23 protein-coding genes are annotated in these 25,862 nt (G+C 47.8%); 1 reads left to right on the top strand and 22 read right to left on the bottom strand.

Annotated features, from left to right (window positions below; all coding sequences use genetic code 11):
* From CDA54_RS17270 to CDA54_RS17170, 21 genes are all read right to left on the bottom strand, one after another.
* A complete protein-coding gene (locus CDA54_RS17270) occupies nt 1–1,461 on the bottom strand; it encodes a CDP-glycerol glycerophosphotransferase family protein (protein ID WP_099036290.1) in 1,461 nt (486 codons plus the stop codon).
* A gap of 53 nt (nt 1,462–1,514) precedes the next feature.
* On the bottom strand, nt 1,515–2,240 hold the full coding sequence (locus CDA54_RS17265) for an SDR family NAD(P)-dependent oxidoreductase (RefSeq protein ID WP_099036289.1): 726 nt from the start codon (nt 2,238–2,240) through the stop codon (nt 1,515–1,517).
* Nucleotides 2,233–3,564, bottom strand: a complete 1,332-nt coding sequence (locus tag CDA54_RS17260) for an AMP-binding protein (RefSeq protein WP_218962425.1) — start codon at nt 3,562–3,564, stop codon at nt 2,233–2,235. Before CDA54_RS17260 ends, CDA54_RS17265 begins: the two co-directional genes overlap by 8 nt.
* On the bottom strand, nt 3,561–3,827 hold the full coding sequence (locus CDA54_RS17255) for an acyl carrier protein (protein WP_099036310.1): 267 nt from the start codon (nt 3,825–3,827) through the stop codon (nt 3,561–3,563). Before CDA54_RS17255 ends, CDA54_RS17260 begins: the two co-directional genes overlap by 4 nt.
* Nucleotides 3,828–3,835: 8 nt before the next feature.
* On the bottom strand, nt 3,836–4,426 hold the full coding sequence (gene pseH / locus CDA54_RS17250) for a UDP-4-amino-4,6-dideoxy-N-acetyl-beta-L-altrosamine N-acetyltransferase (protein ID WP_229748163.1): 591 nt from the start codon (nt 4,424–4,426) through the stop codon (nt 3,836–3,838).
* Nucleotides 4,427–4,428: 2 nt separating this feature from the next.
* Nucleotides 4,429–5,481, bottom strand: a complete 1,053-nt coding sequence (gene pseG / locus CDA54_RS17245) for a UDP-2,4-diacetamido-2,4,6-trideoxy-beta-L-altropyranose hydrolase (protein WP_099036287.1) — start codon at nt 5,479–5,481, stop codon at nt 4,429–4,431.
* Between the two features lie 311 nt (nt 5,482–5,792).
* A complete protein-coding gene (locus CDA54_RS17240) occupies nt 5,793–6,209 on the bottom strand; it encodes a GxxExxY protein (RefSeq protein ID WP_099036286.1) in 417 nt (138 codons plus the stop codon).
* Nucleotides 6,210–6,228: 19 nt separating this feature from the next.
* Nucleotides 6,229–7,272 carry a pseudaminic acid synthase gene (gene pseI / locus CDA54_RS17235; RefSeq protein WP_099036285.1) on the bottom strand — a complete coding sequence of 348 codons (1,044 nt, stop codon included), beginning with the start codon at nt 7,270–7,272 and terminating at the stop codon, nt 6,229–6,231.
* Nucleotides 7,259–8,257 carry a glycosyltransferase family 9 protein gene (locus tag CDA54_RS17230; RefSeq protein ID WP_099036284.1) on the bottom strand — a complete coding sequence of 333 codons (999 nt, stop codon included), beginning with the start codon at nt 8,255–8,257 and terminating at the stop codon, nt 7,259–7,261. Before CDA54_RS17230 ends, pseI begins: the two co-directional genes overlap by 14 nt.
* Nucleotides 8,254–8,967 carry a pseudaminic acid cytidylyltransferase gene (gene pseF, locus CDA54_RS17225; RefSeq protein WP_099036283.1) on the bottom strand — a complete coding sequence of 238 codons (714 nt, stop codon included), beginning with the start codon at nt 8,965–8,967 and terminating at the stop codon, nt 8,254–8,256. Before pseF ends, CDA54_RS17230 begins: the two co-directional genes overlap by 4 nt.
* Nucleotides 8,968–9,240: 273 nt before the next feature.
* The gene (gene pseC, locus CDA54_RS17220; RefSeq protein ID WP_099036282.1) at nt 9,241–10,386 is read right to left on the bottom strand and encodes a UDP-4-amino-4,6-dideoxy-N-acetyl-beta-L-altrosamine transaminase; all 1,146 of its coding nucleotides are present in this window, start codon (nt 10,384–10,386) and stop codon (nt 9,241–9,243) included.
* Nucleotides 10,383–11,381, bottom strand: a complete 999-nt coding sequence (gene pseB, locus CDA54_RS17215; protein WP_099036281.1) for a UDP-N-acetylglucosamine 4,6-dehydratase (inverting) — start codon at nt 11,379–11,381, stop codon at nt 10,383–10,385. Before pseB ends, pseC begins: the two co-directional genes overlap by 4 nt.
* Nucleotides 11,371–14,949 (bottom strand): 6-hydroxymethylpterin diphosphokinase MptE-like protein, encoded by a 3,579-nt coding sequence (locus CDA54_RS17210; RefSeq protein ID WP_099036280.1) that lies wholly within the window; start codon nt 14,947–14,949, stop codon nt 11,371–11,373. Before CDA54_RS17210 ends, pseB begins: the two co-directional genes overlap by 11 nt.
* 2 nt (nt 14,950–14,951) lie before the next feature.
* The gene (locus tag CDA54_RS17205; RefSeq protein ID WP_099036279.1) at nt 14,952–15,263 is read right to left on the bottom strand and encodes a hypothetical protein; all 312 of its coding nucleotides are present in this window, start codon (nt 15,261–15,263) and stop codon (nt 14,952–14,954) included.
* Nucleotides 15,260–15,691 carry a flagellar export chaperone FliS gene (fliS, locus tag CDA54_RS17200; RefSeq protein ID WP_099036278.1) on the bottom strand — a complete coding sequence of 144 codons (432 nt, stop codon included), beginning with the start codon at nt 15,689–15,691 and terminating at the stop codon, nt 15,260–15,262. The genes CDA54_RS17205 and fliS overlap by 4 nt, the downstream gene beginning before the upstream one ends.
* Before the next feature lie 9 nt (nt 15,692–15,700).
* The gene (gene fliD / locus CDA54_RS17195; RefSeq protein WP_099036277.1) at nt 15,701–17,170 is read right to left on the bottom strand and encodes a flagellar filament capping protein FliD; all 1,470 of its coding nucleotides are present in this window, start codon (nt 17,168–17,170) and stop codon (nt 15,701–15,703) included.
* Nucleotides 17,171–17,200: 30 nt separating this feature from the next.
* A complete protein-coding gene (locus CDA54_RS17190) occupies nt 17,201–17,644 on the bottom strand; it encodes a flagellar protein FlaG (RefSeq protein ID WP_099036276.1) in 444 nt (147 codons plus the stop codon).
* Nucleotides 17,645–17,705: 61 nt separating this feature from the next.
* Nucleotides 17,706–18,530 (bottom strand): flagellin N-terminal helical domain-containing protein, encoded by an 825-nt coding sequence (locus CDA54_RS17185; protein WP_099036275.1) that lies wholly within the window; start codon nt 18,528–18,530, stop codon nt 17,706–17,708.
* Between the two features lie 1,017 nt (nt 18,531–19,547).
* Nucleotides 19,548–20,378, bottom strand: coding sequence for a flagellin N-terminal helical domain-containing protein (locus CDA54_RS17180; RefSeq protein WP_099036274.1), 831 nt, complete (start codon nt 20,376–20,378; stop codon nt 19,548–19,550).
* Between the two features lie 474 nt (nt 20,379–20,852).
* Nucleotides 20,853–21,683 (bottom strand): flagellin N-terminal helical domain-containing protein, encoded by an 831-nt coding sequence (locus CDA54_RS17175; RefSeq protein ID WP_099036273.1) that lies wholly within the window; start codon nt 21,681–21,683, stop codon nt 20,853–20,855.
* A 374-nt stretch (nt 21,684–22,057) separates the two neighbouring features.
* Entirely contained in the window at nt 22,058–22,882 is an 825-nt protein-coding gene (locus tag CDA54_RS17170) for a flagellin N-terminal helical domain-containing protein (RefSeq protein WP_099036272.1), read from the bottom strand.
* Nucleotides 22,883–23,138: 256 nt separating this feature from the next.
* Between CDA54_RS17170 and CDA54_RS17165 the strand changes: the two genes are divergently transcribed.
* Nucleotides 23,139–24,101, top strand: coding sequence for a hypothetical protein (locus CDA54_RS17165; RefSeq protein WP_099036271.1), 963 nt, complete (start codon nt 23,139–23,141; stop codon nt 24,099–24,101).
* 532 nt (nt 24,102–24,633) lie between these two features.
* Here CDA54_RS17165 and flgL read toward each other — a convergent pair.
* Nucleotides 24,634–25,857, bottom strand: coding sequence for a flagellar hook-associated protein FlgL (gene flgL / locus CDA54_RS17160; protein WP_099036270.1), 1,224 nt, complete (start codon nt 25,855–25,857; stop codon nt 24,634–24,636).
* Between the last annotated feature and the right edge of the window lie 5 nt (nt 25,858–25,862).

Raw genomic sequence — 25,862 nt, 5'->3', positions numbered from 1 at the left:
TTACGTAATGCTCGCCACATAATTGGCGATGGCAGGGGCAGATGGCTGGTAGCGGATGGCGAACTTACCGACAAGCTCTGCCCGCTTTTGGGAAAATGCATCCTCACCATCAGACACTTTCTGCAGTGCCTGATGCAACTCTTGTTGGTTTTGCACCAGCGGACCGGCGATAAAGTCCTTATCCTCCACCAGTGCGTTCCCACGGATAGCCTGATAGCGGGTTTTATCATACTGATAATAGATAATTGGCTTATCGGTCACCAGAAAATCAAAAGCCACTGACGAATAATCAGTGATCAAGGCTTCAGCATCGGCAAGCAAGGGGTATATATTCATGGCACTGGGGTACAGATAAAGGTTAGGCAGCTCCGGTAACGGCTGTAGTTCTGATGAGTCAGCGCTCAAGTCCATAGCATCGCTGAATTTACGCGAAATAAAGGGGTGAAATTTCAGTACCAATGCACGGCCGGCTTGTTGGCAAAAGGCATTCAGCGTTTTAAGGTCAAGCTCATAGCTGTTATCACCACTATCCCGGTAAGTGGGCATATAGATCCATACCGGGCCAATATCACTCATTAACTGGTTTAGTCTCTCCCGCGGCACAGCATTAAGCCACACCCGCTCTTCAGGCTTTTGCAATAACGCATCACAGCGGGGATAGCCCAGGCTCAGATATTCTCTGGCCCTGAATATCTCCGGGAAAATATGCTGGTTAAACCATTCTGAGCTGGAAACAAAAGCCTGATCGCAGATTTCCGTAAAATGATGGTTTCCGGAGAGAGCCTTATAGGGAAGTCCATGCCAGAGTTGTATTACCTTCTTATGCTTACGTAGCTCCGTAAAAGCAAAACCTGTGTATTCATGATCCAGCACTAAAACCTTCGCCCGCAGTAAATGCCACCAGGCCCGCAAGGGCGAATTAATAAGTACTTTTCCAGGCAGTGCATCCAGCGGCTGTCCCTTTAGTGACATGGCAATCAATACGGCATCATCGGCACTGATTTGAAAATGCTGATACCAGGCCAGCAACACATTGGTATCAATAAATTCTTCGGCGTAATAAACCACTTTCCCTTTTGGCAATAACCAGCAGCCAGCACCGATAACTAAAGATACCAGTTGGTTTCTGAGCCTTTGCATCTGCATAGCAAAGGTTATTCTGAAGCGTCTTATCTGGTTGGCATTTTCCTGCTGACAATAGATTGAATCGGCAGAAAACCCTCGCGCCAACAACCCCAGGCATATTGCATTCTGAAACGCACCGGTTGCCACCACTACAGCATCAAAAGGTTGTGCCTGTTTAGCATCATTGATGATATCAGTGCCCTGTTTAAGGTTATCCGCCAGCCCTAACACACGGGCTCCTATATTAGATAAGCGGTTCTGCAAGGCTCTGCCGGCAGGGTTTGCCGGTGCCACATACAAGGCTTTATCCCGTAATGTTTCCAGATTCTGTGACACCCACTCTCACCTTTTTTACGTCAATAACGGGGCTACGCCCAATATTAGCGTGCTCATGCAGTACTGCCACCATCCACCGTCATTACTGTGCCGGTAATGGCACTGGCCTGCTCACTGAGCAGATACATTACCATGGCAGCGGCATCCGCTGGGGTGGCCAATCTGCCAATGGCACTGCGGCGTTTTACACTTTCCAGCTTTTCACCCTGTAAGGCGCTGGTCATCTCCGTTTCCATATACCCCGGTGCCACACAGTTGACCGTAATCCCGCCTTTTCCGGCCTCCCGTGCCAGTGACCGACTGAAACCTTCCAGTCCGGCCTTGCTTGCCGCGTAAACACTCAACCCGTTATAGCCGGTGCTGGCCACGATAGACGATATATTCACAATGCGCCCGCTGCGATTGAGCAGCATAGAGCGCAGCAGATACTTACTCATTAATATCGGCGCCTGCAGGTTAAGGTTGAGTAACTCATTGATCTGGCTGTTATGTAGTGTTGCCAATATCCCGTCATGACCCACTGCCGCATTATTGATCAGTGCGTAGGGGCGGCCGTATTGCTTGATGATGGCGTGGCAGAGCTCCGGCAAGGTATCCAGCTGACTTAAATCTGCGGGCATAAAAACCAATTGTTCAGGGGCTTCTTGCTGCAATTTTGTTAACCCCTCAGACGGGCTTCGGGCAATGGCCAGTATCTGATACCCTTGTTGCAATAATTGCTCCGCAATCGCCAGCCCCAGACCGCGGCTTGCGCCGGTAAGTACTACCAATTTACTCATTTGTACTACTCCTGCTGATCTTACCTGCGGCGTTGCTGTCAATTTTATCAACAAACTGGACCCGTGCCGGAATCTGATGGCGCTGCAACCGTTGCATACAATGCTTTAGCAGCTGTTTTTTTAGTGCACTGGTATCCACGCCCTGTGCCGCCACAATCTGTGCTGCCACAAGCTGCCCGATCACACTGCTGGATTGGCCATAGACTCTGGCCTGCATCACATCGGGCAGGGTCAGCAGTACCTGTTCCACCTGCTGTGGATGCACCTTATTACCACCCACATTGATGGCCCCGGTAGCACGGCCTAAAAACAGCACTCTGTCGGCTTTGATTTCTACCAGATCCTCGCTATCCAGATACCCCTGCTGATCCACTCTGCCTGAAATACCGCTTTGTGCCAGGGTAGCCGGTTTTATCCAAAGGTGCTGATGTTGATCCACTTTAAACCTGATATTGTCATAGCCTTGGTCAAGCCAGGCCTTAGGAAATCCGGCCTTACCGTCACTGACGGCAAAGCCCACACCGGCCTCAGTTGAGGCATAAATATGCCGGATACGAGCCTGTGGGAAAACATCAGCCAGGGCATCAAGGATGCCCTGATCGGCAATCTCACCGCCCAGTGTCAACTGTGTTAATTGAAGAGAAGATAACTGGCCACTTACAAGTAACTGGCGCCACAGAGTCGGGGTAGCGGAGATGGCCGTCACCCTGCCCTTTTGTAAGCGCTGCAAACGCGCACTGATATCGCCCGAACTGGCATCCACCAGTCGGGTTTGGGTTAAAAGCGCCTGCAACAGCACCTGCAAGCCTGCGAAACGAAAGGGCTGATACACCAATCCCCACACCAAACCAGACAAACGGTCACTGTGTTTAATTGAATGAGTCAGGCCAGCCAGATTATGACCTATCCATCTTGGCTTATCTGTGGTGCCGGATGTGGCCAGATACCAGCGGGTATGAACGGGCTTTGTTGGCTTAATCATCTGCTGGTTGTTGCCGGTTTCTGTATCAGACAAATACATACAATCCGGCGGCAGTGACGGACAACTATCATTGGGCAGCAAATAAAGTGCACTGCACCAGCCATCAAATGCCAGCAGCGCCGTCACAAAATCACAAAGACTTGTGTATCTGATTGCCAGCGCTTTGCCTAGTAACCCCGTATGCAGGGCACGGAGCTGGTTGGCAGATTCAAGCAATTGTGTATAGGGGGTTTCGGTTAAATCCGCATTGCTGGCTTGCTCAGGGTGTTCAGGTGCCATTGTCAGCAAGGCACCAGCCTGTGACTCTGAGAGTTGTTGTGCGAGCGCCTCCGAGAGTGTCACTGCCCGTCCTGTTGTTGATCGGCATACTGCTGATAAATACTGACGAAGTCGCCAAAGGTGCTGGGATAAACGGCAATCGCCATTTGCGTAAAAGGATCAAAACCCAGATCTTCTTCCAGTTGTGCCACCAGCATGGCAAAACCCAGTGAGTCCAGGCCACTTTGCAACAATACGGTGTCGTTATTTATCTCACTTACCAGTTGGCAGTCACTGATTTCAGCTACCTGGATCATGGCATCACGAACTTGCTGTTCTATGGTCATATTAGCGGTCACTGTGACTCCTGTTTAAAACTAATATAGTCTGTGGCGGCACGAATCTGTGCCGGCAGCTTACTCAATATTTTTTGTCGGCGGCAACGCCAATTCTCTAAAGCATAACGAAACCTCAGTACATCAAAGGCTTGACCCTCACGCTGGCCGCCTTTTCGGGATTGAAGCGGCTCATACTCAAACAAACGGTGCAGCTTGAGTACGCCCAGGTTAAAACTCAGTACCTCTGCATAAAGGGCCTCGGCGGTGGTAAATGCCGCGGCATAATCCAATGCTGCAACTTCCAGTAACAAACCACTACCGGGCCAGATATCTGACTCGCCCAGATAACAGCCCCACTCAGGCATATCGGTATCAAGGGCGCTGAAATTAAGCACACCGATGGGCCGGTTATCCTGGTAAAACACAAAAAAACGCCTGGTATTATCCTGTTGCAAACTCCTGAACCAGTTCTGATGCTCCGCCCAGCTAATGGGCTCAGGATGATGCATATTGGTACGGATATGGGGTTGGTTTCGCCATTGCCATACCCGCTCAAGCTGATCCTGTTCAATCAATCTGAACTCTGTTACCGGGTAGGATTTAACCAAAATCAGGCTTCCTTTTTACTGCTGGTAATGCGCTTAAGCTGATCTGCCATTTGTTCACAGACTCGCATACTTCCATTAGTATCGGCAATTTGTGCTGCTTTTTGATGCTTAGCTAGCAGCTTCTGCGGCTGATGCCACAGCTCCAGTGCCATTTTTGCCAGACTACTTATGTCCTGTTCCCTGGTCATATCTGTTACCTGACACCACCCCTGTTGACTGGCCTGCAGGCTCGCCTGACGTTGATTTTCAGCCACAATAACCAAAAGGGAAGGCGTGGCGCAGGCGAGTAGTTCAAACTGACTGCCACCTGCTGCCGATATAGCTAATCTTGCCCAGCCAAAACAATCTGCCATTTGCTGATGGTTATGTAAGTGCTGAATATTTAATACAGTGTGTTGCAGATACACTTCAAGCTCTTCAAGCCTGTCGTACGCCGCTCCTGTTATCACCCGAATGGGCATATCCGCTTTCAGTTGCTCCACTTCTTTCAACAGCCTTAATGTGATATCCAACGGATCGCTGCCACCAAAACTGATAACTAAATCTTTGCGTTCACTAAAGGGCAAAGGTTCAACCAGGCTGAATTCACGCCTGAGCACCCGGTATTGCTCACCGAGACAATAGGTGGCACCGGGAGCTGTTTCTGTGTAACCAAGTTGTAACGCATGACTGGCACCATTAATCACCAGATCCGCATATAACGGCCCGGAGTTATTATTGTCATCGAATAGCGCCAGCGGCTTGGCTGTGGCTTTCAAGGCCTGCCGATAGTCTGAATCAAACTGATAACCATCCAGTATCAGCCAGTCTGCCTGATTAAATTCTGGCTGTTGTTGTAACCAAAGTACTTCCTGCTGAAGCGAACAATCAGGCACGATAATGACACTACCCACCCAGTCATGGCGGGAGAGGCAAAAAGCTACTGTGGCTTGCCTGACAGCGAAAATCACTTCTACCTTACCCGCATCCAGTTGCTGGGCCAATGCCAGACAGCGCATCAGATGACCCAGGCCCATCTGCGTATTGCCATCGGTGCGAAACAGAACTTTATTCATTCACCATTTACCACTAAAAGCCTTCAACCACGAAAAACACTAAAAACACGAACAATAGACAGAGCAAATGCGGTTCAGCCTGCTATCCCTCTGCTTTTCTCACCTTTTCGTGCCTTTCGTGTGGTTCGTGGTTAAAAAGCCTCACCCCCGAAAAACACTAAAAGCACGAACAACAGACAGAGCAAAAGCGGTTCAGCCTGCTATCCCTCTGCTTTTTTCACCTTTTCGTGCCTTTCGTGTGGTTCGTGGTTAAAAAGCCTTCAACCACGAAAAACACTAAAAGCACGAACAACAGACATAGCAAAAGCGGTTCACAGAACGAGCCTGGTTACCGATGCCTTAGGATACTCACCAAAATTCACAAGCAACCCGAGCTTTTTACCGGTAGCTTTTAAATAATTGATAACCTGAGCTTTGTGCTTTGCGTCGATTTCTTTAACGGCCTTGAGCTCAACAATCACATTGTCAAAACATATAAGATCCGGCCTGTAAGTCTGCACCAACGGCTCCCCTTTATACCTCAAGGCCAGTTCCTGCTGGGCTACAAAGGGTATGTTCTGCCTTCGCAACTCTCTTTCCAGACATTCCTGATACACTGATTCCAGAAAACCACACCCCATTACCCGATAAACTTCGTAAACTGCGCCTTGAATCCGATAACACTCTTCTTTCAGCAGCAGTTTTTCGTGCCTTTCGTGTTTTTCGTGGTCGGATATATTCTTTTCCATAGCGCTTCACTGTCCCGGTTTACGCAATAAATTCCCAGTTCAGGGGGGTGCCTTTGGGCAGATCCTGTTTGGCGATTTTGCCCTGTACCTGTTCCCAGTGTTTGGGTGCCAGACCAAAAGCCGGACGTACTATGCGCAGATTATCAGGTCCGAGTTTTTCTCCGGCATGAATATCTTTAGCCACATAAATAGAACGGCGATATTGTTTCGCCTTGGCCTCGGCTTCAGACCCGCCATAACGCACCTGCCCCAGTGCCTGCCAGGCACGCCTGGTTTCTGTTACTAAGACCGCTAATTCATCAGGCTCAAGGGAAAAGGCTGCATCCACACCGCCTGCGCTTCTGTCCAGTACAAAATGTTTTTCAATCACCTGTGCACCCAGCGCTACCGACGCCACCGCCGCGCCTATACCAGCGGTATGGTCGCTCAGGCCCACTGTTACACCAAAAGCATCACGCAGGTGAGGGATGGTGAGTAAATTGGTATTACTGGCCTCGGCGGGATAGGTGCTGGTGCATTTAAGCAGGATAATATCCTTACAACCTGCTTTTCTGGCCGTATTCACCGCCTCTTCTATTTCGGCAAGGGTCGCCATTCCGGTGGACAAAATCAACGGTTTACCCTTTAGGGCGGCAGCTTTTATCAGCGGAAGATCAGTAAGTTCAAACGAGGCAATCTTAAAGCAGGGCACATCGAGGCTGTCGAGAAAATCCACCGCCTGTTCATCAAAAGGGGAACTAAAAGCCTGCATACCCAGTTCTCTGGCTTTATCAAACAAGATCTGATGCCAGTCATAGGGCGTTGCCGCTTTATGATACAGGCTATGCAGTTTTTCGCCGGCCCACAGGCTGTCCTGTTCGGCTATCACAAATCCTGGCTTATCCACATCCAGGGTCATGCTGTCTGCGGTAAAGGTTTGCAATTTAATTGCATCAGCACCTGCCCTGGCAGCTTCTTCAACCATATTCAACGCCAGATCCAGCTGCTGATTATGGTTGCCACTAAGCTCCGCAATAATAAAAGGCGGCTGATCGGGGCCGATCTTTCTTTTACCTATCTGCATTATCGTTCTCTTGCTCAAAAACAGAGGTAATACTCTCGGCCAGTTCTGCTGCAGCAATAGGCTGTGGATTATCAGCAGTAACAGGGTCGGTGGCGTAGTCTGGCATCAGCATACGCGGATCCACATCACCACAAATTACCAGACTGGGGCAGCTCACAGTCGAGGCAAGCCACTGGCTGTCTCCCGGAACCGTTACCAATAAATCAGAGGCTTTTAACTGCATCAGCTGATTGCGGGTATTCTGTGCGCTCTCAACAGTCCAGACATAAAAGCCCTGCTCACGTAACAGCTTCTCCATTTCAGTCTTAAAAGGATAACTCAGCTTCGCCTCTGTAGCCTCACATTGCAGAGCAATGACTTTTTTTGTTTTTGATTGATTTTTAAGGGCCTTATCTGCAGGCACGTCGATATTCAACTCCATTTCAAGATCATCAAAACCACAACAACTGCGCAGATAAAACTCCGGATAACCGTTATCCGGCAACAGATCTCCTTGCCACCATGGGCTGTGCCAGCGAGCCATAGACAGAAATGTACTGCTCATATAGTTTTGCGGCTGATTAACATATTCAGGAGAGAGCTGCTGGGTCTGGAATTGCTCCAGCAACTCCTGCACCGTAATATTCATAAAGTTACCTACCACAGGCTCGCCGGCATCTTTTAAAAACCGTGCCAGGAAACAGGGCATAAAGCCGGTATCCAGATTGACGATCTGATCATAACCCTGTGCAACTATTTTTTCGGCCAGACCTAAAAACGTCTCCATCGCCGGAATAATATTGTCCGGCCATTCTTGCTGCCCGAGTCCGAATACTCTGATATCTGGTTCAGCAAGACGAATCAGCTCTATACCCTTTGCATAACTGAGCATCTCAATGCTTGCTTCCGGTAAACGCTGACGAAAGTAACGCAATGCGGGTATACCAATGGCAGCCACTTCACCTGACTGTTGCATGCGGATCAGCAGTACCTTTTCCTGATTCATTTTTTATCCTCACTACTGTGTTGGTAATACGCCCGGTAGAGTAACTCAGCGCGCTGCCAGTCATCGAGTGTGTCAATATCCTGCACCAGATAATGGGGCAATATAATTGGAACACTATGGGGAGCAAAGACCTTTTTGCTGGCTAAAAATGCCTCGCTCCTGCCCCAGTAAAACTGCCCGGCATCATGTAAGGCCACAGGCAAATCCTGAGAACGCTTGCCGATATACTCAGGGAACATAGGCTGTATGCCGCCATTATCGCTTTGTATCAGCGCCCGCTGCACCGGAAAAGCAAACTCAGTAACTGAAAACGCATAGTGCTTTTCAGCCTGAGTTCTGAGAGCCTTAAAACCCCGTTGCAAATATTGTTGTTGAATCAAAGGAGCTGTAGCATAGATGCAACACACCAGCTCAGGGCTTAGTCCCATTCTCTGACACTCTTGTATAGCGTGCACCACCACCGCACTGGTGCCGGTATAATCATCCGAAAGCTCTGCCGGACGTATAAAGGGCACTTCGGCGCCATGACCCAGGGCTACGTTTGCCACTTTCTCACTGTCGGTAGAGACGATGACCTTATCAAAAAGGTCGGCCTTCAGTGCCGCCTGAATTGAATAGGCGATAAGCGGTTTACCGCAAAAGTCTCTGATATTTTTATCGGGGATACGTTTACTGCCTCCCCGGGCCGGAATGATCGCTATCTTTTGCATTTACCACTCATTGTTAAAAAAACAGAAAACCAAAAAGCGCTTCTAACCACAGAGTCACAGAGGGCACAGAGAAAGTAAGAATATAGATCCTGAAATCCTTGGTGCTCTGTACCTGTTTAGCTCTTTTAATTCTTTTGTAGGGCCAGTTCATTAGGCTATCTGTTTATTTCCGCCTTTGTTGGTCGAATGAATTCGACCCTACACCGAATAAATTCATCCCTAAAACACCTACAACCCTCTGTGATCTCTGCGCCTCTGTGGTTAATAGTATTTTTATCTCAGGATACTGATAACGGCATCAATCACTTGTTGTTGGTTATCGGCAGTCAGATCAGGATATAGAGGTAAGGTCAGCGCTCGCTGGTAAAACCCCTCGGCATTGGGAAAATCGCCTGGCCTAAAGCCGAGCTTTTGGTAATAAGGCTGCAGATGAATCGGAATATAGTGCACATTCACGCCAATCCCCGCCTCCTGCAGTCTGCTAAAGATTTCACTTCTGTTATGTTCCCGCAGCGCTATGGCATAAAGGTGCCAGGCACTTTCTGCCATTTCACTTTCTACAGGAAGTTCAATGGCTAAGTCTTGAAAGGCTTGGGTATAACGCCGGGCTTTTTCTTTTCGGGCCTTAACAAAACCGGTGAGCTTTTTTAATTGTGAAAGCCCCAGCGCGGCATGTAAATCACTAAGCCTGTAGTTATATCCGAGCTCCACCTGCTGATAATACCAGAGACCATCTGATTTACCCTGCATCTGTGATGGTTCCCGGGTAATACCATGGCTGGCAAACAGCCTCAGCTTCCGCTCCAGCTCTGAACTATTCGTCAGCACTGCGCCGCCTTCTGCGCTGGTAATAGATTTCACCGGGTGGAAACTCATCACACAGGCATCAGAGTATTCACAGCTTCCTACCGGCTTTTGTTGATAGCTGCCACCGAGTGCATGGCTGGCATCCTCGATAAGCGCAATCCCCAGAGGTTGGGTGAGCTCTCTGATACCTTGCATATCACAGCTTAAACCCGCGTAATGCACCACCACTAAGGCTTTTGGCAGACTATTGCTGGCTTTGGCTTGTTGCAGTTTTATCGCCAGCGCCTGAATACAGATATTACGGCTGACAGGATCGATATCCACAAAGTCGACATCGGCACCGCAATATCGGGCACAGTTTGCAGAAGCCACAAAAGACAACGGCGAAGTCCAGACGCTATCGTCAGGGCCAACACCTAAGCTCAGGCAGGCAATATGCAAGGCCGATGTGCCACTGTTTACAGCAACTGCGTACTTTGCTGTGCAGTAATCAGCCAGAGCCCGCTCAAAAGCCGGCACCTGCTGCCCCTGAGTCAGAAACTGGTTTTCCAGCACATCGATAACAGCCTGAATATCAGCCCTGTCAATATGATGCTTACCGTAAGGGATCACAGAATGGACTCATTCAGCTGACGCAATTCCTCCACTGACAGAAACTGTGGATTGGTGCCAGAGTTATATTCAAAACGATCTGACACATCCGTTCCCTTCTCACCCAACTTATTTTTATGATAGTTAATATTCTTCTCGAAAAAAGTTATAGGCGGGGTGATCACATAATGATCATCAAACTCCAGGCTATGGTGGGCCACTTCCTCGGGTACCATAATTTCATGGATTTTCTCGCCGGGTCGAATACCTACTACTTCATAATCACGTTTACCGCTTATGGCTTCAACCAGGTCCAGAATGCGTACCGAGGGGATCTTGGGCACAAAGATCTCACCACCTTGCATCCGCTGAAAGTTTTTCTGCACAAAGTCCACCCCCTGATCCAGAGTGATCCAGAAGCGAGTCATCTGCTCATGGGTCACCGGCAGCGTGTTTTTACCCTGAGTAATAAGATTCTGATAGAAAGGTACCACTGAGCCACGGGAGCCCACCACATTGCCATATCGCACTACGGCAAAACGGGTACTGTTAGCGCCGGAGATATTATTACCGGCCACAAACAACTTATCTGAGGCCAGCTTGGTGGCACCATAGAGATTAACCGGGTTTGCCGCTTTGTCGGTGGACAGGGCAATCACCCTGCTTACTTCTGATTCAATGGCCGCCTCAATGACATTTTGAGCGCCCATTATATTGGTCTTGATGCACTCCATGGGGTTGTATTCAGCCGCAGGCACCTGCTTAAGGGCAGCGGCATGCACCACAAAATCCACATCCCGCATCGCGGTTTGCAGACGATGTTTATCCCTGACATCCCCGAGAAAATAACGCATACAAGGGGCGTCAAACCTCTGCTGCATTTCAAATTGCTTCAGCTCATCCCGGGAGTAAACGATCAGCTTCTTCGGCGAATAGTCTTTAAGGATACTGGCGATAAAACGTTGCCCAAAGGACCCGGTTCCACCTGTAATCAGGATCATTTTATTATTGAACATAATCTTGGTCTTCTTTAATGAGAAAAGGATAGTTCTTAAAAAGTGAATGTCTGTACTCAGCCAACCTATCCGGATCCTCTTTTCTGATTATCAACATCTCGGGAGTCAAATCACGCGCAACAACATAATCTCCCCGATTTCCTGAACTGGCCTGCATCTCACTCATTTCCAGACGATGATCACTCACACAAATTGCGTCATGAAATGCATACAAAAAATAGCGCTCTGTGGGTATGTCAACGCAAAAGGGAAGCAAAGCTGATTCGTCATCCACGATCATTCTGGGAATAATTAATCGGTAATGCTTTGTGTTAGCCAAAAAGCTACATAACAACATAAATCTTTTAAGATCATGAGCCTGGACAAGACCTGCCGGTTCACTCACATCTCCCGGAAGATAAATGATCGTAACATTATCAGAAATACTATCTAATGGAGGTAGGTATCTTTGGTCATTTACAAACACAACTAATCGAGTATCGCTTTGAGCCATAATATCCAACCAACCAGGCTGACCTTCCGGATAGGGATTACAATACAACAGTATTAGTTTATACTTTCGACTTTCTAATAACTCCTGAGGAACGTGATCAGGAGAATTAAAACACTCAAGATTGAATCCTAGGTGTTGCTCTGTGTTCCAGGTTTTTGCAGCTTTAACAAAACGTTCGGAAGTGCTCAGCAATAAGACATCAAATTCTCTGCTCACCCTTCTTATATTAGAGGCATAACGCTTAGTAGAAAAACTTCCAGATACGTCAAAGAGAATGAATGGCAATACCAGACGTTCTTTGATTTGCATCAGACATTTTTTCCACATGTTCAAAACCTGGTTAAACCTATCTATAACTTCGATCTCGCGTTTTGATGAGTAAAGAATCTTAGTCAACACTGAGTTTGCATAATTTGTCGTGCCATACAAAAAATAAAACAACAATGAGTCTCCCTGCTGATAAGAAAGAAACAGCAGTTTTTTCTGTGACTCAATAAGGGCTTCTGCGTCATCAAAAGAAGCCATATCTGCCTTAGCATTGTCACAAAAAACCTGAAGCTCTCTCTGCAGGGCATGGTAAGAAAACTTATCATTAAAACGTTGTTCAAATTCACCCGCAGACTGTGAAACAAAACCTTTCTCTTTCAGGAGGGTTAAACTCTGACACTTATCATCTGAGCCCTTTGTAATCAAAATATTCTGCAGCTGAAGTGACGTCGCACCAAGAACCTTTGCACCATCTGAACAGTTATAACAATCCATCTTAGTGTTGGCCAGAGACTGCTCCAGCAGCATCTTGGCAACCTTAAATTCATGTTTCGTATACACGCTTTTACGGAAATTACCCGGTACAACGATGGCGGTATTATTTTTCTGTGAATAATCGTAGAGCTCTTCACCATCTTCTTTATAGTAACCTGACTGTTTAGAGTGATGATGAGTCTGTTCCGCAAAACCCAGATCCACACCCAGCAGATACACCTGCTTCATACCCATCCCGGCAATAAAATTCATCGCAAAGTTAGTTACCGTGGGAAAGGCGAATTTAAGGATCTGGTAGTTTTCCTCACCCAGTACCTGCAAGGTAGAGACCGAGGAGGATTCTCCCTCTTTAAAAGCAAGATACACATCTTTGTAGAGATCGCAGGTGTCGGGGTGAATACCGTTACAGGATATCAGGGTGATTTTCTTTAAGTAGTCAAAGTCCCCCACTCTGCTGGCCCAGTCAAAGGTAGAACGATTCTGTTCAATCTCGGCATGAAAATCGGGCACGATACCGTTGCGGTGCAGCACCTGTAGTGATGTCCCACAGGAAACGATAATGGCTTTATCCTGCCACTCTTTAATGGCATCGATGGAAAAATCCAGTGACGGTCCGTTTCCCACCAGAAATACCGGCACTTCCTGATACTCAGCGGCAATCTGTTTTGCCGCATCCTTTTTTAAAAAGGGATATTCACGGCGAAGCGCTTCTTTGGTATGAGCAATACCATAGTAGGCGTGATCAAAATACTCGCCCATTGAGATCACAACCTGCAACTGTTCTCTTAATTGGGCTATGGCCTGATTCAGTGCTCCGTTGTAATAGCCCTGATAAAAATAGGTACTGTTAAGCATGTAGGGGCCGATGGCATAAAACTGATTCAATAAGTCACGAAACAAATTAGTCCCATCATCACCGATATTCAGGTAAAGACGACCATCGGATTCATCGACAGTTTTCAGTATCGATGCCCAGTCGATGGCAAACAGCGAGGCATAGAAAAAGTCGCGGTTTGGCTCACAGATAAACAGCTTTTCAACCTGATGGTTATCAAACAGCGTTTCTAACTGGTAACCACAACCCAGACCAAACAGGATCATCGACTTTATGGTTTCAGGCAACATGCCCTGCTCTTCTTCCAGCTGCTCCAGAATGGCTTCGGTTTTCTCCACAAACTGATAATGCAGGTAATGCTTTAATTTTGTGCCGTTATACCCCAGCACCAGACCGTCTTTGTGCGGATGCTCAGAAAAACCCTTCAGGTTAATCCGACTCTCCTGTGCCGGATCCTCACCATACCAGGGTACCAGCCGGTGCTTATCAACAATATTGATCTCTCCATTGTCCTGTTGCACCGGCAGCCATCGTCTGGGCTGATAGTCTTTAAACTCTTTGTATACGTCAGGAAAATAGTGCTTGAATGCGGCCAGATTTTTGCTGAAACGTTCAGACTCCGGGTCTACATTAGTCCAGTTTTCAGGCTGGGAGGCCGTTGTCCAGATCGGACAATATTCATCAGCCCCCTGACGGAAACGGAAGTTTAGTCCCTGTTCAACCAGTTTATTCCAGGGGTGGTTTGTCAGCTGCTGATACAACGCATCAAAAACCGGGTGGTTATAGTGTTGATAAAGATAGGCCCCACTGATATCAACGTGTTCCCGCAGCTCCTGTACATTATTGATAAAGTCGCGGCCATCCTTTTCAATCTGCAGATACAGTGCAGTACCTTTATCTTTCGCCAGCTGCAGAATATGCTGCCAGTCAACCAGCATGGTGGACGCTTTAAAATACTGGGGTTCTGGCTCATAAATCAGCAAATGAGAAACCTGATACTTCTCTATGAGCTCTTGAATATGAAAGCCAAGACCTATCCCCAGCACTACAACTAATTCAGATGAATCGGGAAGTGGCGGAGCACTAAGGCGTTGCCGGTATTCTGGCAATTCTGTCAGCTCAGTGATATCAGTTACATCTGGTGTATTCTCTAGCGCAGAAGATGCCTGTTCAAATGAAATGTAGGGCGCATGGTCCGTAAAGCTATTCAGATGAGTCTGAATTTCCCGTTGTGGATGAAGTCCGTAAAATGTTCTGCCGGTACCATAATCCACCAGATTGTAATCACCGTATTTATTGCAAAATACCGAGATATTCTGGCTCTGTTGTTTTATATAGGCTAACAGCGAGGGAATATGACGTTGAAAGGCATTAATATTTTTGTGACTGATGCGGGCGATATGCTCCGCCAAATGCTCTTCCTGATGCTTTTGTTGTTCTTCGTCTTGCTGCAAGTGGAGGCGAATATTTTTTAGCATAGCTACTTCTGATAATTGCGAATCGCTTTTCTGCTGCGCAGAAAACTGGTCAAAGAGGTCTCAGTTTCATCCAGCATGGGTTGGATAACGTCTATTAGCTGCTTATTGCATGCCAACTCCGCTTCAGCAAAAGACTTCTTACTCTCTTCTTCAAGGTTTTCTAAATGGGAAAGGACGAGTTGATCACGCTCAATCACCAGTTGGCGGAGCTGTTCGATATCAGGTTCCTGAACGCAAAGAAGCCCGCAAAGGGCTTCATTCTTGGCATCAAGCTCTGGAAACGTCAGGGAATGATGAAGTGTCAGTTTTTTCACACGACCGCTTGTTGTTTTTGTCGCCTGGTTTCATAGGCTTCCTGCTTGGCATGTTCAGGAATCTCCATCCAGGCTGACTTTATGGGTACCATCAGACTAATGATTTCATCCATAATCTTCAAGCTATTCTGCACGTTAGCATCTACCAGGCGTTCCAGCATGTAGTCATACAACGCATAAAGGTTGTCACCGACTTCGGATTTGAGCGACATATCCAGGCTGTCGCGCAAGTTCATCACAATCGCGCTGGCGCGGGATAAGTGCTCAGACTTGGCCTCATATTCTTTTCGTTCAATGCAGCCTTTGGCAAAGGCCATTCTATCTAATGCGCCCTGCATCAACATCAGGGTCAACTTATGCGGATCTGCATGAGTGATATCCTGCTTAAGATTACCCTTTTTATAGGCATTAATACCTTTAAGAGACATAGCTACTCCTTAAAATCCGGTGGAATTCAACGCCGTCAACAGGGCATTGCCGGTTCGGTTAAGCTGAGAAACCGTTTGGTCCAGAGCTAAATACTTTTTGCGCTGAATATCTTCAAAATTAAGCATTTGCAACTCGAAACGCTCCCGCTCTTTACCCAATTGATCTTTTTCATCTTTTACAGACTGTTCACGGGTTCTGAGCAAGCCATCAAAAGTGGTGTATTCGCGCAGATAGTCGTACATACGACTGGCGATACCCTCTTTCTCATCGGTAAACAGCTTTGCGAACTCATCAAAATTACTGTCCAATGCCTCATTCAGTCGGTCTTCACCACTACCAAAACCAAATTCATCGACGTCAGATATTTCCAGCTTGCCGTCTTCATCAAATGCAATGCCAATCTGGAACAAGCTACCCAACTCTGAAGTACTGACGGTGCCCGACGCAATATTAGCCAGACCAGAGGATATGCCTCTGGCCATAAAATCACCTGCCAAAGCCCCATCATCTTCAAGCTCTGAGCCACCATATTTTGTCAGCGTACCGATTTCAGACATCAAAGAATTATAATCATCCACAAAATCGCGGACTTTCTTTTCCGTGCCTTTTTTATCTAAGCCAATATTGAGCGTCGACGTCTGGAATTCGTCTGACGCATTTTTTGTAGATAATTCGGTCGCAGAAAACGCGACATTGTCGATTACATTTTCAAACCGGTTGGTTTCACTTTCAACCAGAATGCCGTCGACGGTTGCCTGAGCATTGGTAGCAGATTTAACCGGTGTCAGATAGGTAGCTGTCTCTGCTGAATCCGTTGTCGATACCCGATTAAGGTCAGCAATGTTGTTGTTATTTACAATTTGCAGGTCATTACCAGCCCCGGTTTTGTCTGAACTGAACACCAGCTTGGCTCCGCCATCTGCGGTGCCGGTACTGATGATACTGGCATTAACCCCAAAATTGTCCGCATTGGCATTAATTTTATTTCGCAACTGTTCCATTGTCATGCCAGCAGTCACATTGACATCGAAACTCTCAGATCCCACTTTAAATGTCAGCGATCCGGCGGTACCACTCACGGAATCAGTTTTACTGGAGAAACCGCCATCAACGGCATCGGCAGTCTCAATACGACTGCCTTCTGCCAATTGGGTTATGGCAATTTTATACGAACCGGTAACAGCACTGTTAGAAGCCTCGGCAGTAAAAGGGCCGCTGCCTTCTTCGCTGGTAATACCCGGATGGGTTGTTGTAGCAGAGCGACTCTGTAACTGATTGTCTCTGCGCAGAGCATCGACAGATTCTTTAAAGGCGTCCATTTTGGACTTTAACTGGCCAATACCAGAAATGACCGCGTCGAGTGACTCTTCGCGTTTATCCAACCGGTCTTGCCTGGGTTTACGTTCAGCCGCAATTAACTGCTTGACCAAATCGTCAAGAGCCAATCCTGAACCAACCCCTAATGATTGAATTGCCATTTTATACCTCTATCTATAAAACCTGTAAACCTACACAGCCTTGTTAAAAAACACACCGACGGCAGCACCTACCTCAGTCTGTAGCTCTTTGATCCTCTCAGCCAGTTGTAATACTTCATCAGTAGGTATCTGGCGAATCATATCGCCGCTTTCTGCATCCAGCACCCGTATTACGCGCCGTTGACTGTCTTCATCAATACTAAAGTCGAGCTGGCGGTTCTGAATGTTGGCAAACTCCCGAATCTCTTCAATTGCCGCTTCAATTCCCTGCTCGCTCTCCTCTTTCTGCTTATCTTTATCGGCACTTTGCTGCTGAGCTTTAATGTCCTCTAAGTTAGCTGGTTCAGTTGATGGTATAGCAGAGGCGTTATTCTCCCCGGTTTCAGCGGGAGACTTTGCCTCCTCAGCTTTTACAGTTCGCTCAGACAGGAATCTATCGGCATTTTGCACACTTTGTGAAAAATTTACGTCCATTTTCCACCTCCCAATTAGGAAAAGCGCGGATCACTATAATAGTATAGTGATCCTGGCTGGTTTATCCCAGTAGCGATAGTGCAGCTTGTGGCCGCTGATTCGCCTGACTCAGTACAGACAAAGAAGCCTGCTGAATAATCTGATTACGTGTCAGTTCGGCCGTTTCCTGGGCAAAATCCGTGTCACGGATTTGCGAACGGGCGCCTGATACGTTCTCAACAATATTACTCAAATTACGGATTGTCGACTGGAACCGGTTCTGCAAGGCACCCAAGTCGGCCCGGGCACCACCGATGGTGGATATGGCATTGTCAATTGCTGTCAACGCTGCTGATGCTTCAGCGGCTGTGGCAATTGTAGTGTCTGCAAGGCTGAGCCCAGACGCACCATAGCCACCACTCTGTTTCAATGTAACCTCGATATTCTGACCACCATTTGCACCCACCAAAAAGGAGGCTGAATAGTCGCCTTTGAGCAAATCCACACCGGCAAACTGAGTATTCTGCCCAATACGGCTGATTTCAGCCTTAAGGGCCGATACTTCTTTTTGCAGTGCCGCACGGTCTGTGGATGAGTTAATCCCGTTCTGCGATTGTACGGCCAACTGGCGAATACGCTGCAAAGAGTTTGTAATCTCTCCCATTGCGCCTTCAGCTGTCTGCGTCAATGAAATGGCATCATTAGCATTCCGGACAGCCTGATTCAGGCCCTGAATTTGCGATGTCATACGATCAGAAATCTGCAGGCCTGCTGCGTCATCCGCCGCACGATTAATACGGAAACCTGAAGACAACCTTTCAAAGGATGTAGACAGTGCATTTCCGGAACTTTGCAACTGACGCTGAGCGTTCAGCGACGATACGTTAGTGTTTACAAATAAACTCATAAGAGTTACCTCCTGAAAGCCGCCCCTGATACCCTCATATCAACGTTGGCTTGCCTCATTTCAACTCATTGCTGAGTTGCCTCATAATTGGAATCCGGCGCAAGGCCAAAATCCAAAACTTAAATTACCCCTCGACTAACGGTATCGACCGCAAATTGAGCCTCTTTAGGTTTTTTTTAAATTTTTTTAATAAAAAACTTAAGGCATTGTTTATTAGGCTCTTTATTAAGCCCTGTCAGATTTTCAGGGCCATCTATTGCCAGAGAACATTTTAGTCTCACTGAGCGGGCAACTATCTATATGGAGTGGTATCAGCAATGAATCCTCCTGCCGGCAAGTACTGCCACGACATAAACAGCTGGTTTTAGTCACAGGGGTATTACCACCAAAAACACTCTCGCGACGCAGTGATACCAACAGCCCCTTCCGTTGTTCCTCTGCGTCTTTGCGAGATCAAAGAAAAAAGACTAATGATCACGCAGAGGCGCCAAGACGCAGAGGATTAAAAGAGGTTAAAAGACCAAATCTTTGCGATCCCAGCGCCTTTGCGGTGAAGCGTCTTTTCGTGAGGAATTATTGTTTTACTGACCACTGATAAGTGAAAGCTGATGACTCTTGCGGTGACTTAGGAAAATATCCTGGTAATGATAGTTGTTCTGGCACGCCCTTTGCTTTTTATTTGCCATATTGACATGGAATTTGCTATCTATATAAAAAAAGCCAGGTCAAATGACCTGGCCAACTTGCTCACGTTAGGAGAACGAGCAAATAAGGTTTCTGTCCGGCTTGCAGGTTTTGAGAATGAAACTGGCCTCTCAACCACTTCTACACTCTCAGTCCTGCCGGTCGGCGTTTTATCCCTTAACCACCCGGGAATCCCCGGGTGGTCTTTACCCCTCTCAGTCCTGCTGAATTGCGGTAAGTCCCTGATGCCATGCTGTTAACATGGCCGGCGGCCTCTCACTTCCACCCTCTTTGATTTATGTTTACTTCAAGTGATAACGTCTTGCCTACTCATTAACCTCCAAGTAACTGCAATGCTGCCTGGGGCCGTTGATTCGCCTGCCCAAGAACAGTGATACTGGCTTGCTGAATAATCTGCCAGCGGGTCAGTTCTGCCGTTTCCACGGCAAAATCTGTATCTCTGATGCGCGATCTTGCCGCCGAGACATTCTCAGATATATTGCTCAGGTTACGAATAGTCGACTGGAACCGGTTTTGAATAGCACCAAGGTCTGCTCGAGCACCACCGATAATCGATATTGCGGTATCCACCGCCGCCATTGCCGCCGACGCATTTGCAGCCGTTGCTACCGACAGATCAACACCGTTGAACAGGCCCGACGACCCAAAGCCGCCCTGGCGTGAAATATTCACGCTGATTGTCTGCCCCGCATTAGCACCGACCAAAAAAGTAGCAGAGTATTTTCCATCCAGTATATTCACTCCACCAAACTGAGACGTGGACGCGATACGGCTCATTTCCGATTTCAGTGCAGACACTTCTTTTTGCAGTGCCAGGCGGTCGGTGGAACTGTTAATTCCGTTCTGCGATTGTACCGCCAGCACCCGGATTCTCTGCAGTGCAGTGGTAATCTCCTGCATCGCTCCCTCTGCGGTCTGGGCCAGGGAAATACCATCATTGGCGTTTCGCACAGCCATGTTCAGGCCCTGGATCTGTGACGTCATACGATCGGATATTTGCAGTCCTGCGGCATCATCTTTGGCGCCGTTGATTCGAAAGCCAGAAGAAAGGCGTTCGAAAGACGTACTTAACTGATTATTCGAGGTAAATAACTGACGGGTCGCATTTATCGACGACACATTGGTATTGACATACAAGCTCATAACTCTCTCCTAACCCGGTGATGACATTATTGTTTTTATGGCATCTTCACCTTGTGGGTAACATTAAATTAAATTTTGGCACACTACGTGCTTCGCTTTGTTTGTCTGTCAGTTTTCTGATGGACGCTTTACCGGTTACCTAGCCTGTAAAGATAAATGCAAAAAAGTGAGCGCAAGCTCTGGTCGCACTGACGGGTTTGATGGCCAAACCTCAAACCTCTACTACCTCCTGGCGTCGTTCCTGTCAGTCGGCCGCTTACAACAAAGGCCTCGCCTTTAGCTGTGAGCTGGCACTTTATTTTTAAGGCTGTAATCCGGTGAAGTTTCTCTGTCTTCAGGTCGGTTGCAGCTTGCCCCACAATTTGCAAACCGGCCTTTTTCTTATCTTTTCAGCCTGTTCAGGCCAAAAAGCTTATCTGTCTTCAGTTATTGCAGCTTGCCCCCGCATTGCAATATCACTGATGCGCATAGTCATTATCCTTGCAGCAGTGACAGTGCTGCCTGTGGACGCTGGTTAGCCTGCCCCAGAACAGTGATGCTGGCTTGCTGAATAATCTGCCAACGGGTAAGTTCTGCCGTTTCCACGGCAAAGTCTGTATCCTTGATGCGCGACCTTGCCGCCGATACATTTTCCGAAATATTGCTGAGGTTTCTTATCGTGGACTGGAAACGGTTCTGAATCGCACCCAGATCTGCCCTGGCACCGCCGATAATTGAAATCGCGGTATCCACCAGCGTCATGGCTGCCGAAGCGTCCTGCGCAGTCGCTACCGACACATCGACCCCATTAAACAGGCCCGATGACCCAAAGCCCCCCTGGCGAGAGATATTTACGCTGATCGTCTGACCCGCATTGGCACCGACTAAAAACACCGCCGAATACCTACCATCAAGAATATTGACGCCACCAAACTGAGAAGTGGAGGCAATACGGCTCATTTCCGATTTCAGTGCAGAGACTTCTTTTTGCAGTGCCAGACGGTCAGCAGAGCTGTTAATCCCGTTCTGTGACTGCACGGCCAGTACCCGGATGCGCTGCAAGGCATTAGTGATTTCCTGCATCGCACCTTCTGCGGTCTGGGCCAGAGAAATACCATCGTTCGCATTTCTGACCGCCATATTCAGACCCTGTATCTGGGCCGTCATACGGTCGGAGATTTGCAGCCCTGCAGCATCATCTTTGGCACCATTAATTCTGAAGCCTGAAGACAGACGCTCAAACGACGTACTTAACTGATTATTCGAGGTGAATAATTGACGTGTCGCGTTTAACGAAGACACATTTGTGTTGACGTATAAACTCATGATTTTCTCCTAACTGAAACAAATTTGGCACCAGGCTTATTATTTTTATAGCTTTGCTTGGTGTTAACAGGCCCATATTGTTGTTTTTAGCGGGCTCTGTCTGGCATGAGTTTATTGTTTTTTTAATACTCACTGCCTTTGAAATAGTTATCGAACCAAATCAGAGAAAGCTTTAGAGAATTTTTAAAGCAACACAAAAACCCAAGAAGATTCAATATCTTACTCGGGCATATAAATATAGATTTTGGTTTAAAAATGACCGGGGTTGCCCCCGGCCAATCGCTCTTCGTTAGGAGAGAGTGAGCGAAACTCTTACCGTTTGGTTTCTCAAACCTCTACCACCTCCTGGCGTCAGTTCCCAAACGATTAATCGTTTATCCCAGTAACTGCAGTGCAGCCTGTGGACGCTGATTCGCCTGGCTCAACACGGTGGTGCTGGCCTGCTGAATGATCTGGTTACGTGTCAGTTCAGCCGTTTCCTGAGCAAAGTCAGTATCACGGATTTGTGAACGGGCACCTGATACATTCTCAACGATATTACTCAGGTTACGGATAGTCGACTGGAACCGGTTCTGCAAAGCACCTAAATCGGCACGCGCCCCGCCTATAGTGGAAATCGCATTATCAATTGCTGTCAGCGCGGCTGATGCTTCAGCGGTTGTAGCAACAGTTGTATCTGCCAGGTTCAGACCCGACGCACCATAGCCACCACTTAGTTTAAGTGTAACTTCAATGTTCTGACCACCGTTGGCACCCACTAAAAAGGAGGCTGAGTAATCCCCTTTCAGCAAATCTACACCGGCAAACTGCGTAGTCTGTCCGATACGGCTGATTTCCGCTTTAAGGGCTGACACTTCTTTTTGTAAAGCAGCACGGTCTGTTGATGAGTTGATACCGTTTTGTGACTGTACAGCCAACTGACGGATACGTTGAAGAGAGTTAGTGATCTCTCCCATTGCACCTTCAGCCGTCTGAGTCAGAGATATGGCATCATTGGCGTTACGGACGGCCTGATTCAGCCCCTGGATTTGTGAAGTCATGCGATCCGAGATCTGCAAGCCTGCAGCATCATCGGCGGCACGGTTAATGCGGAAGCCGGATGACAGCCTTTCAAACGAGGTCGATAATGCGTTTGAAGAATCCATCAATTGACGTTGCGCATTCAATGACGAAACGTTGGTATTTACAAATAAAGACATAAGTCTCTCCTACACTCTCAGTCCAGCGGTCTGCTGGCATCCGGCTTTCACCGAAGGTTTAATAACACTTAAGGAACAAGAACTTTTTGAAAAAAGTTAATGTTACTGGCTCTCTCGATTAAGTTTATCGACGGTCCGGAAAAGTCCTTTAGTAAAAACTTGCCGCCCGGCAAAAAAAACGGCAAGGCTTTGCCGCTTTGCATTCTCTAAGCATTTGAGATTCAATGGCTTAACGAGAGGATTGCTGGTTAAAAAAATGTCAGTCATGTGGCAAAAATGTATCGCCTCACAGGCAGCTCACAGCGCTTTTACAGATTTGTGTCAGTTTAATCAGGAGCTCTATTGTTGTTTCAGAGAGGCCTCTGATCATGTCAGCAGTGATGGTCTGATTTGTATTTTACGACTTAATTGGCAAGGAGAGGTACAGGCTGTACATCGTATCCGCATGCCAAAGACTGATCTCAGAGATCCAAAGCTCAGCATTACCGCGGATGGTAAGCTGTTGTTGCTGGCTTATGGACGTATTTACGTTAAAGAGGGACGCTATTCTCAGCCAATGACCTGGTTCTCCGGCGATGGACACAGCTGGTCATCTCCGCGAGCACTCGGAGACAGGAACTGGTGGTTGTGGCGGCTCAGGTGGCACCAGGGCGTTGCTTACGGTATCGCATACAGCAGAAAGGCACAGCGCGTCTCGCTATACGCCGGTAATCCCCGACGGACATTTGAGTGCATCTACCCGGACTTATTTAGTCTGTCGACCCATGGCAAAGGCTACCCCAATGAATCAGACATGTTTTTTGACAATGATGGAAGAATGTATGTGCTGTTGCGCAGGGACGCTGACACCTGCACTGCACAGCTGGGAGTAGCCGATGCACCATACAAAAGATGGCAATGGACGGATCTCGGTGTGTATATCGGCGGCCCGGCAATATTAGCCATAGATAACAGCAGAGCATTGGTGTGTGGCCGGGTATGGACAGAGCAAGGCCCGAAAACCGCACTACTGAAAATGGATTTGGCCGGTAAACGCCCTGAACTTTTGCAATTTCTGCCATCTGCAGGAGACAACAGCTACCCCGGTATGGTTTTTAATCAGCAAGGATTGTATATCAGCTATTACTCCACTCACGAACGTAAGACCATGGTGTATCTGACCAGACTGAAAAATGTTGAATCAGGAATACAAAAGAGTGAATCTACCCCGTCATCCTGATGTAAATCAGGATCTCCAGCTGACTACTAAGCAGTTAATAGTAATTACCTGAACCGCCCGTCATGCCCGAATGCTGTTATCGGGCATCCAGTGACCTTTAAGAAGAGCAAGATTAACCACAGAGGCGCCAAGACGCAGCGGGAATGGAATGCTGAATAATGAATTTACCTGTCATCCTGATACAAATCAGGATCTCCTGCCGACGGCTGAGTAGTTAAAGGTAAACATCTTAGCCCTCAGTTAAAGATTCCGGCTAACAACACGCCGGAATGACCTCCAGGCTCTAAGATTGGAATTTATTCGACAAATATTGTGAGGCAGTCCAATAAATTGGCCCCTACATAAGATTGCTCTTCTCAGCGCTCTCTGCGTCTTTGCGAGATCAAAGAAAAAAGGCTAATGATCACGCAGAGGCGCCAAGACGCAGCGGGAATCTGCGGTCCCTAGACAAAGAACACCGAGGTTCATAATTTAAATCGTCAGTTATCAGCTCTCAGTTGTCAGTACTGATAGCTGATTTCTGAAAACTGTTCTAAATAAAGTCAAACAGGGATAAGCCGGTCACCCGGGAGAAAGTCGACTGAGCAGCCTGTAATGCCGTTTCCTGACGGCTCAGATCGGAAACCGCCTTTGCATAATCAACATCCTCAATATCAGACCGGGTTGATTTATGTGCAATTTCCAGGTCCAGATTCGACTCATAGATTGACTCGGCCACATTAAGCCGGCCGCCGACACCAGCTGTAGCCGCTCCCAAACGTTCAAGGCCATTGTCCATGCCAATCAGGGCGTCATTAAGGCCATTCTGGAACCCCTGCTGCGAGATATCAGGGTCATTTAACGCGACAAAAAAGTCATCCAGAGTCTGTGCCAGATTTTTTTTCTGCGGCGGATCCAATTCAAACTGAACCGTATCACCCGGGCCACCCTCTATGGTGAATTCCATACCATTAAAAGTAAACGGCTCACCCGATGTGAAATTGAACGTGCCTAAGTTCGCGCCTGTGCCGGTGTTCGTCACGGTCACCTGATCTCCGGCACCGTTCACCTGAATTTCAAAGGCATTATTGGCCGGGGTCACTGCGTCATAATTCTGCTGATGAAAGGTATCGAGATCTTTCTGCAGAGTGATATTAAGTGATGAATCGGCTGCAGTGCCGCCGGTAATACTGGATTTGAATCGGGCAAATACGTCTTCAAATACGGTTTTACCTGAGTCAGCGGCCTGTAACCTCACCGCCGGGGATACCTGAAGATCGTTCGTGCCCTCATCACCCTGAAACTGATATTTATTGCCTGTTGCTGCGGGATCAAAAATAAAGGCCGGTGATTTGGACTGATATCCGGCGAAGATATACTCGCCGGAGGCGTCCCGCGAATTCATCAGATCAAACACTTCATCCCGGATCGCGCCAATTTCCACTGCCAGCGCCGCTTTGTCTTCCGCCGCCATGATGCCATTGCCGGATTGCACCGCCAGCTGCCGGGCCCGCTGCACAGAGCTGGTGATATTGCGCATTACCGCTTCCTGCTCCTTCAGTGCACTGGTTAGCACATCATTATTGCGCTGAAACTGCTTAATCTGCTCGAGCTCCTCGGTCAGACGTATGACTTTCGACGCGCCGACAGGATCATCTGATGGCCGCAGCAGCTTCTTACCGGAGGCCAGCTGCTGCTGCAAATCAGACAGGTTCCCCTGATTATTGAGGATGCTCTGAATGCTGCGATCAAATAATTGATTAGTGGAGATTCGCATGAAAT

Origin of the sequence: Lacimicrobium alkaliphilum, assembly GCF_002591895.1 — a bacterium.
GTDB classification, from domain to species: domain Bacteria; phylum Pseudomonadota; class Gammaproteobacteria; order Enterobacterales; family Alteromonadaceae; genus Lacimicrobium; species Lacimicrobium alkaliphilum.
Note: the sequence above shows the minus strand (reverse complement) of the source record. Positions and strands in the feature narration are given on the sequence as shown.

Excerpts from the sequence above, each read along its gene's own strand:
- CDA54_RS17265 (WP_099036289.1), bottom strand. The coding sequence starts at position 2,240 with ATGAGTAAATTGGTAGTACTTACCGGCGCAAGCCGCGGTCTGGGGCTG.
- CDA54_RS17255 (WP_099036310.1), bottom strand. The coding sequence starts at position 3,827 with ATGACCATAGAACAGCAAGTTCGTGATGCCATGATCCAGGTAGCTGAA.
- pseG (WP_099036287.1), bottom strand. The coding sequence starts at position 5,481 with ATGAATAAAGTTCTGTTTCGCACCGATGGCAATACGCAGATGGGCCTG.
- CDA54_RS17240 (WP_099036286.1), bottom strand. The coding sequence starts at position 6,209 with ATGGAAAAGAATATATCCGACCACGAAAAACACGAAAGGCACGAAAAA.
- pseI (WP_099036285.1), bottom strand. The coding sequence starts at position 7,272 with ATGCAGATAGGTAAAAGAAAGATCGGCCCCGATCAGCCGCCTTTTATT.
- CDA54_RS17230 (WP_099036284.1), bottom strand. The coding sequence starts at position 8,257 with ATGAATCAGGAAAAGGTACTGCTGATCCGCATGCAACAGTCAGGTGAA.
- pseF (WP_099036283.1), bottom strand. The coding sequence starts at position 8,967 with ATGCAAAAGATAGCGATCATTCCGGCCCGGGGAGGCAGTAAACGTATC.
- pseB (WP_099036281.1), bottom strand. The coding sequence starts at position 11,381 with ATGTTCAATAATAAAATGATCCTGATTACAGGTGGAACCGGGTCCTTT.
- CDA54_RS17210 (WP_099036280.1), bottom strand. The coding sequence starts at position 14,949 with ATGCTAAAAAATATTCGCCTCCACTTGCAGCAAGACGAAGAACAACAA.
- fliS (WP_099036278.1), bottom strand. The coding sequence starts at position 15,691 with ATGTCTCTTAAAGGTATTAATGCCTATAAAAAGGGTAATCTTAAGCAG.
- fliD (WP_099036277.1), bottom strand. The coding sequence starts at position 17,170 with ATGGCAATTCAATCATTAGGGGTTGGTTCAGGATTGGCTCTTGACGAT.
- CDA54_RS17190 (WP_099036276.1), bottom strand. The coding sequence starts at position 17,644 with ATGGACGTAAATTTTTCACAAAGTGTGCAAAATGCCGATAGATTCCTG.
- CDA54_RS17185 (WP_099036275.1), bottom strand. The coding sequence starts at position 18,530 with ATGAGTTTATTTGTAAACACTAACGTATCGTCGCTGAACGCTCAGCGT.
- CDA54_RS17180 (WP_099036274.1), bottom strand. The coding sequence starts at position 20,378 with ATGAGCTTGTATGTCAATACCAATGTGTCGTCGATAAATGCGACCCGT.
- CDA54_RS17175 (WP_099036273.1), bottom strand. The coding sequence starts at position 21,683 with ATGAGTTTATACGTCAACACAAATGTGTCTTCGTTAAACGCGACACGT.
- CDA54_RS17170 (WP_099036272.1), bottom strand. The coding sequence starts at position 22,882 with ATGTCTTTATTTGTAAATACCAACGTTTCGTCATTGAATGCGCAACGT.
- CDA54_RS17165 (WP_099036271.1), top strand. The coding sequence starts at position 23,139 with ATGTCAGTCATGTGGCAAAAATGTATCGCCTCACAGGCAGCTCACAGC.
- flgL (WP_099036270.1), bottom strand. The coding sequence starts at position 25,857 with ATGCGAATCTCCACTAATCAATTATTTGATCGCAGCATTCAGAGCATC.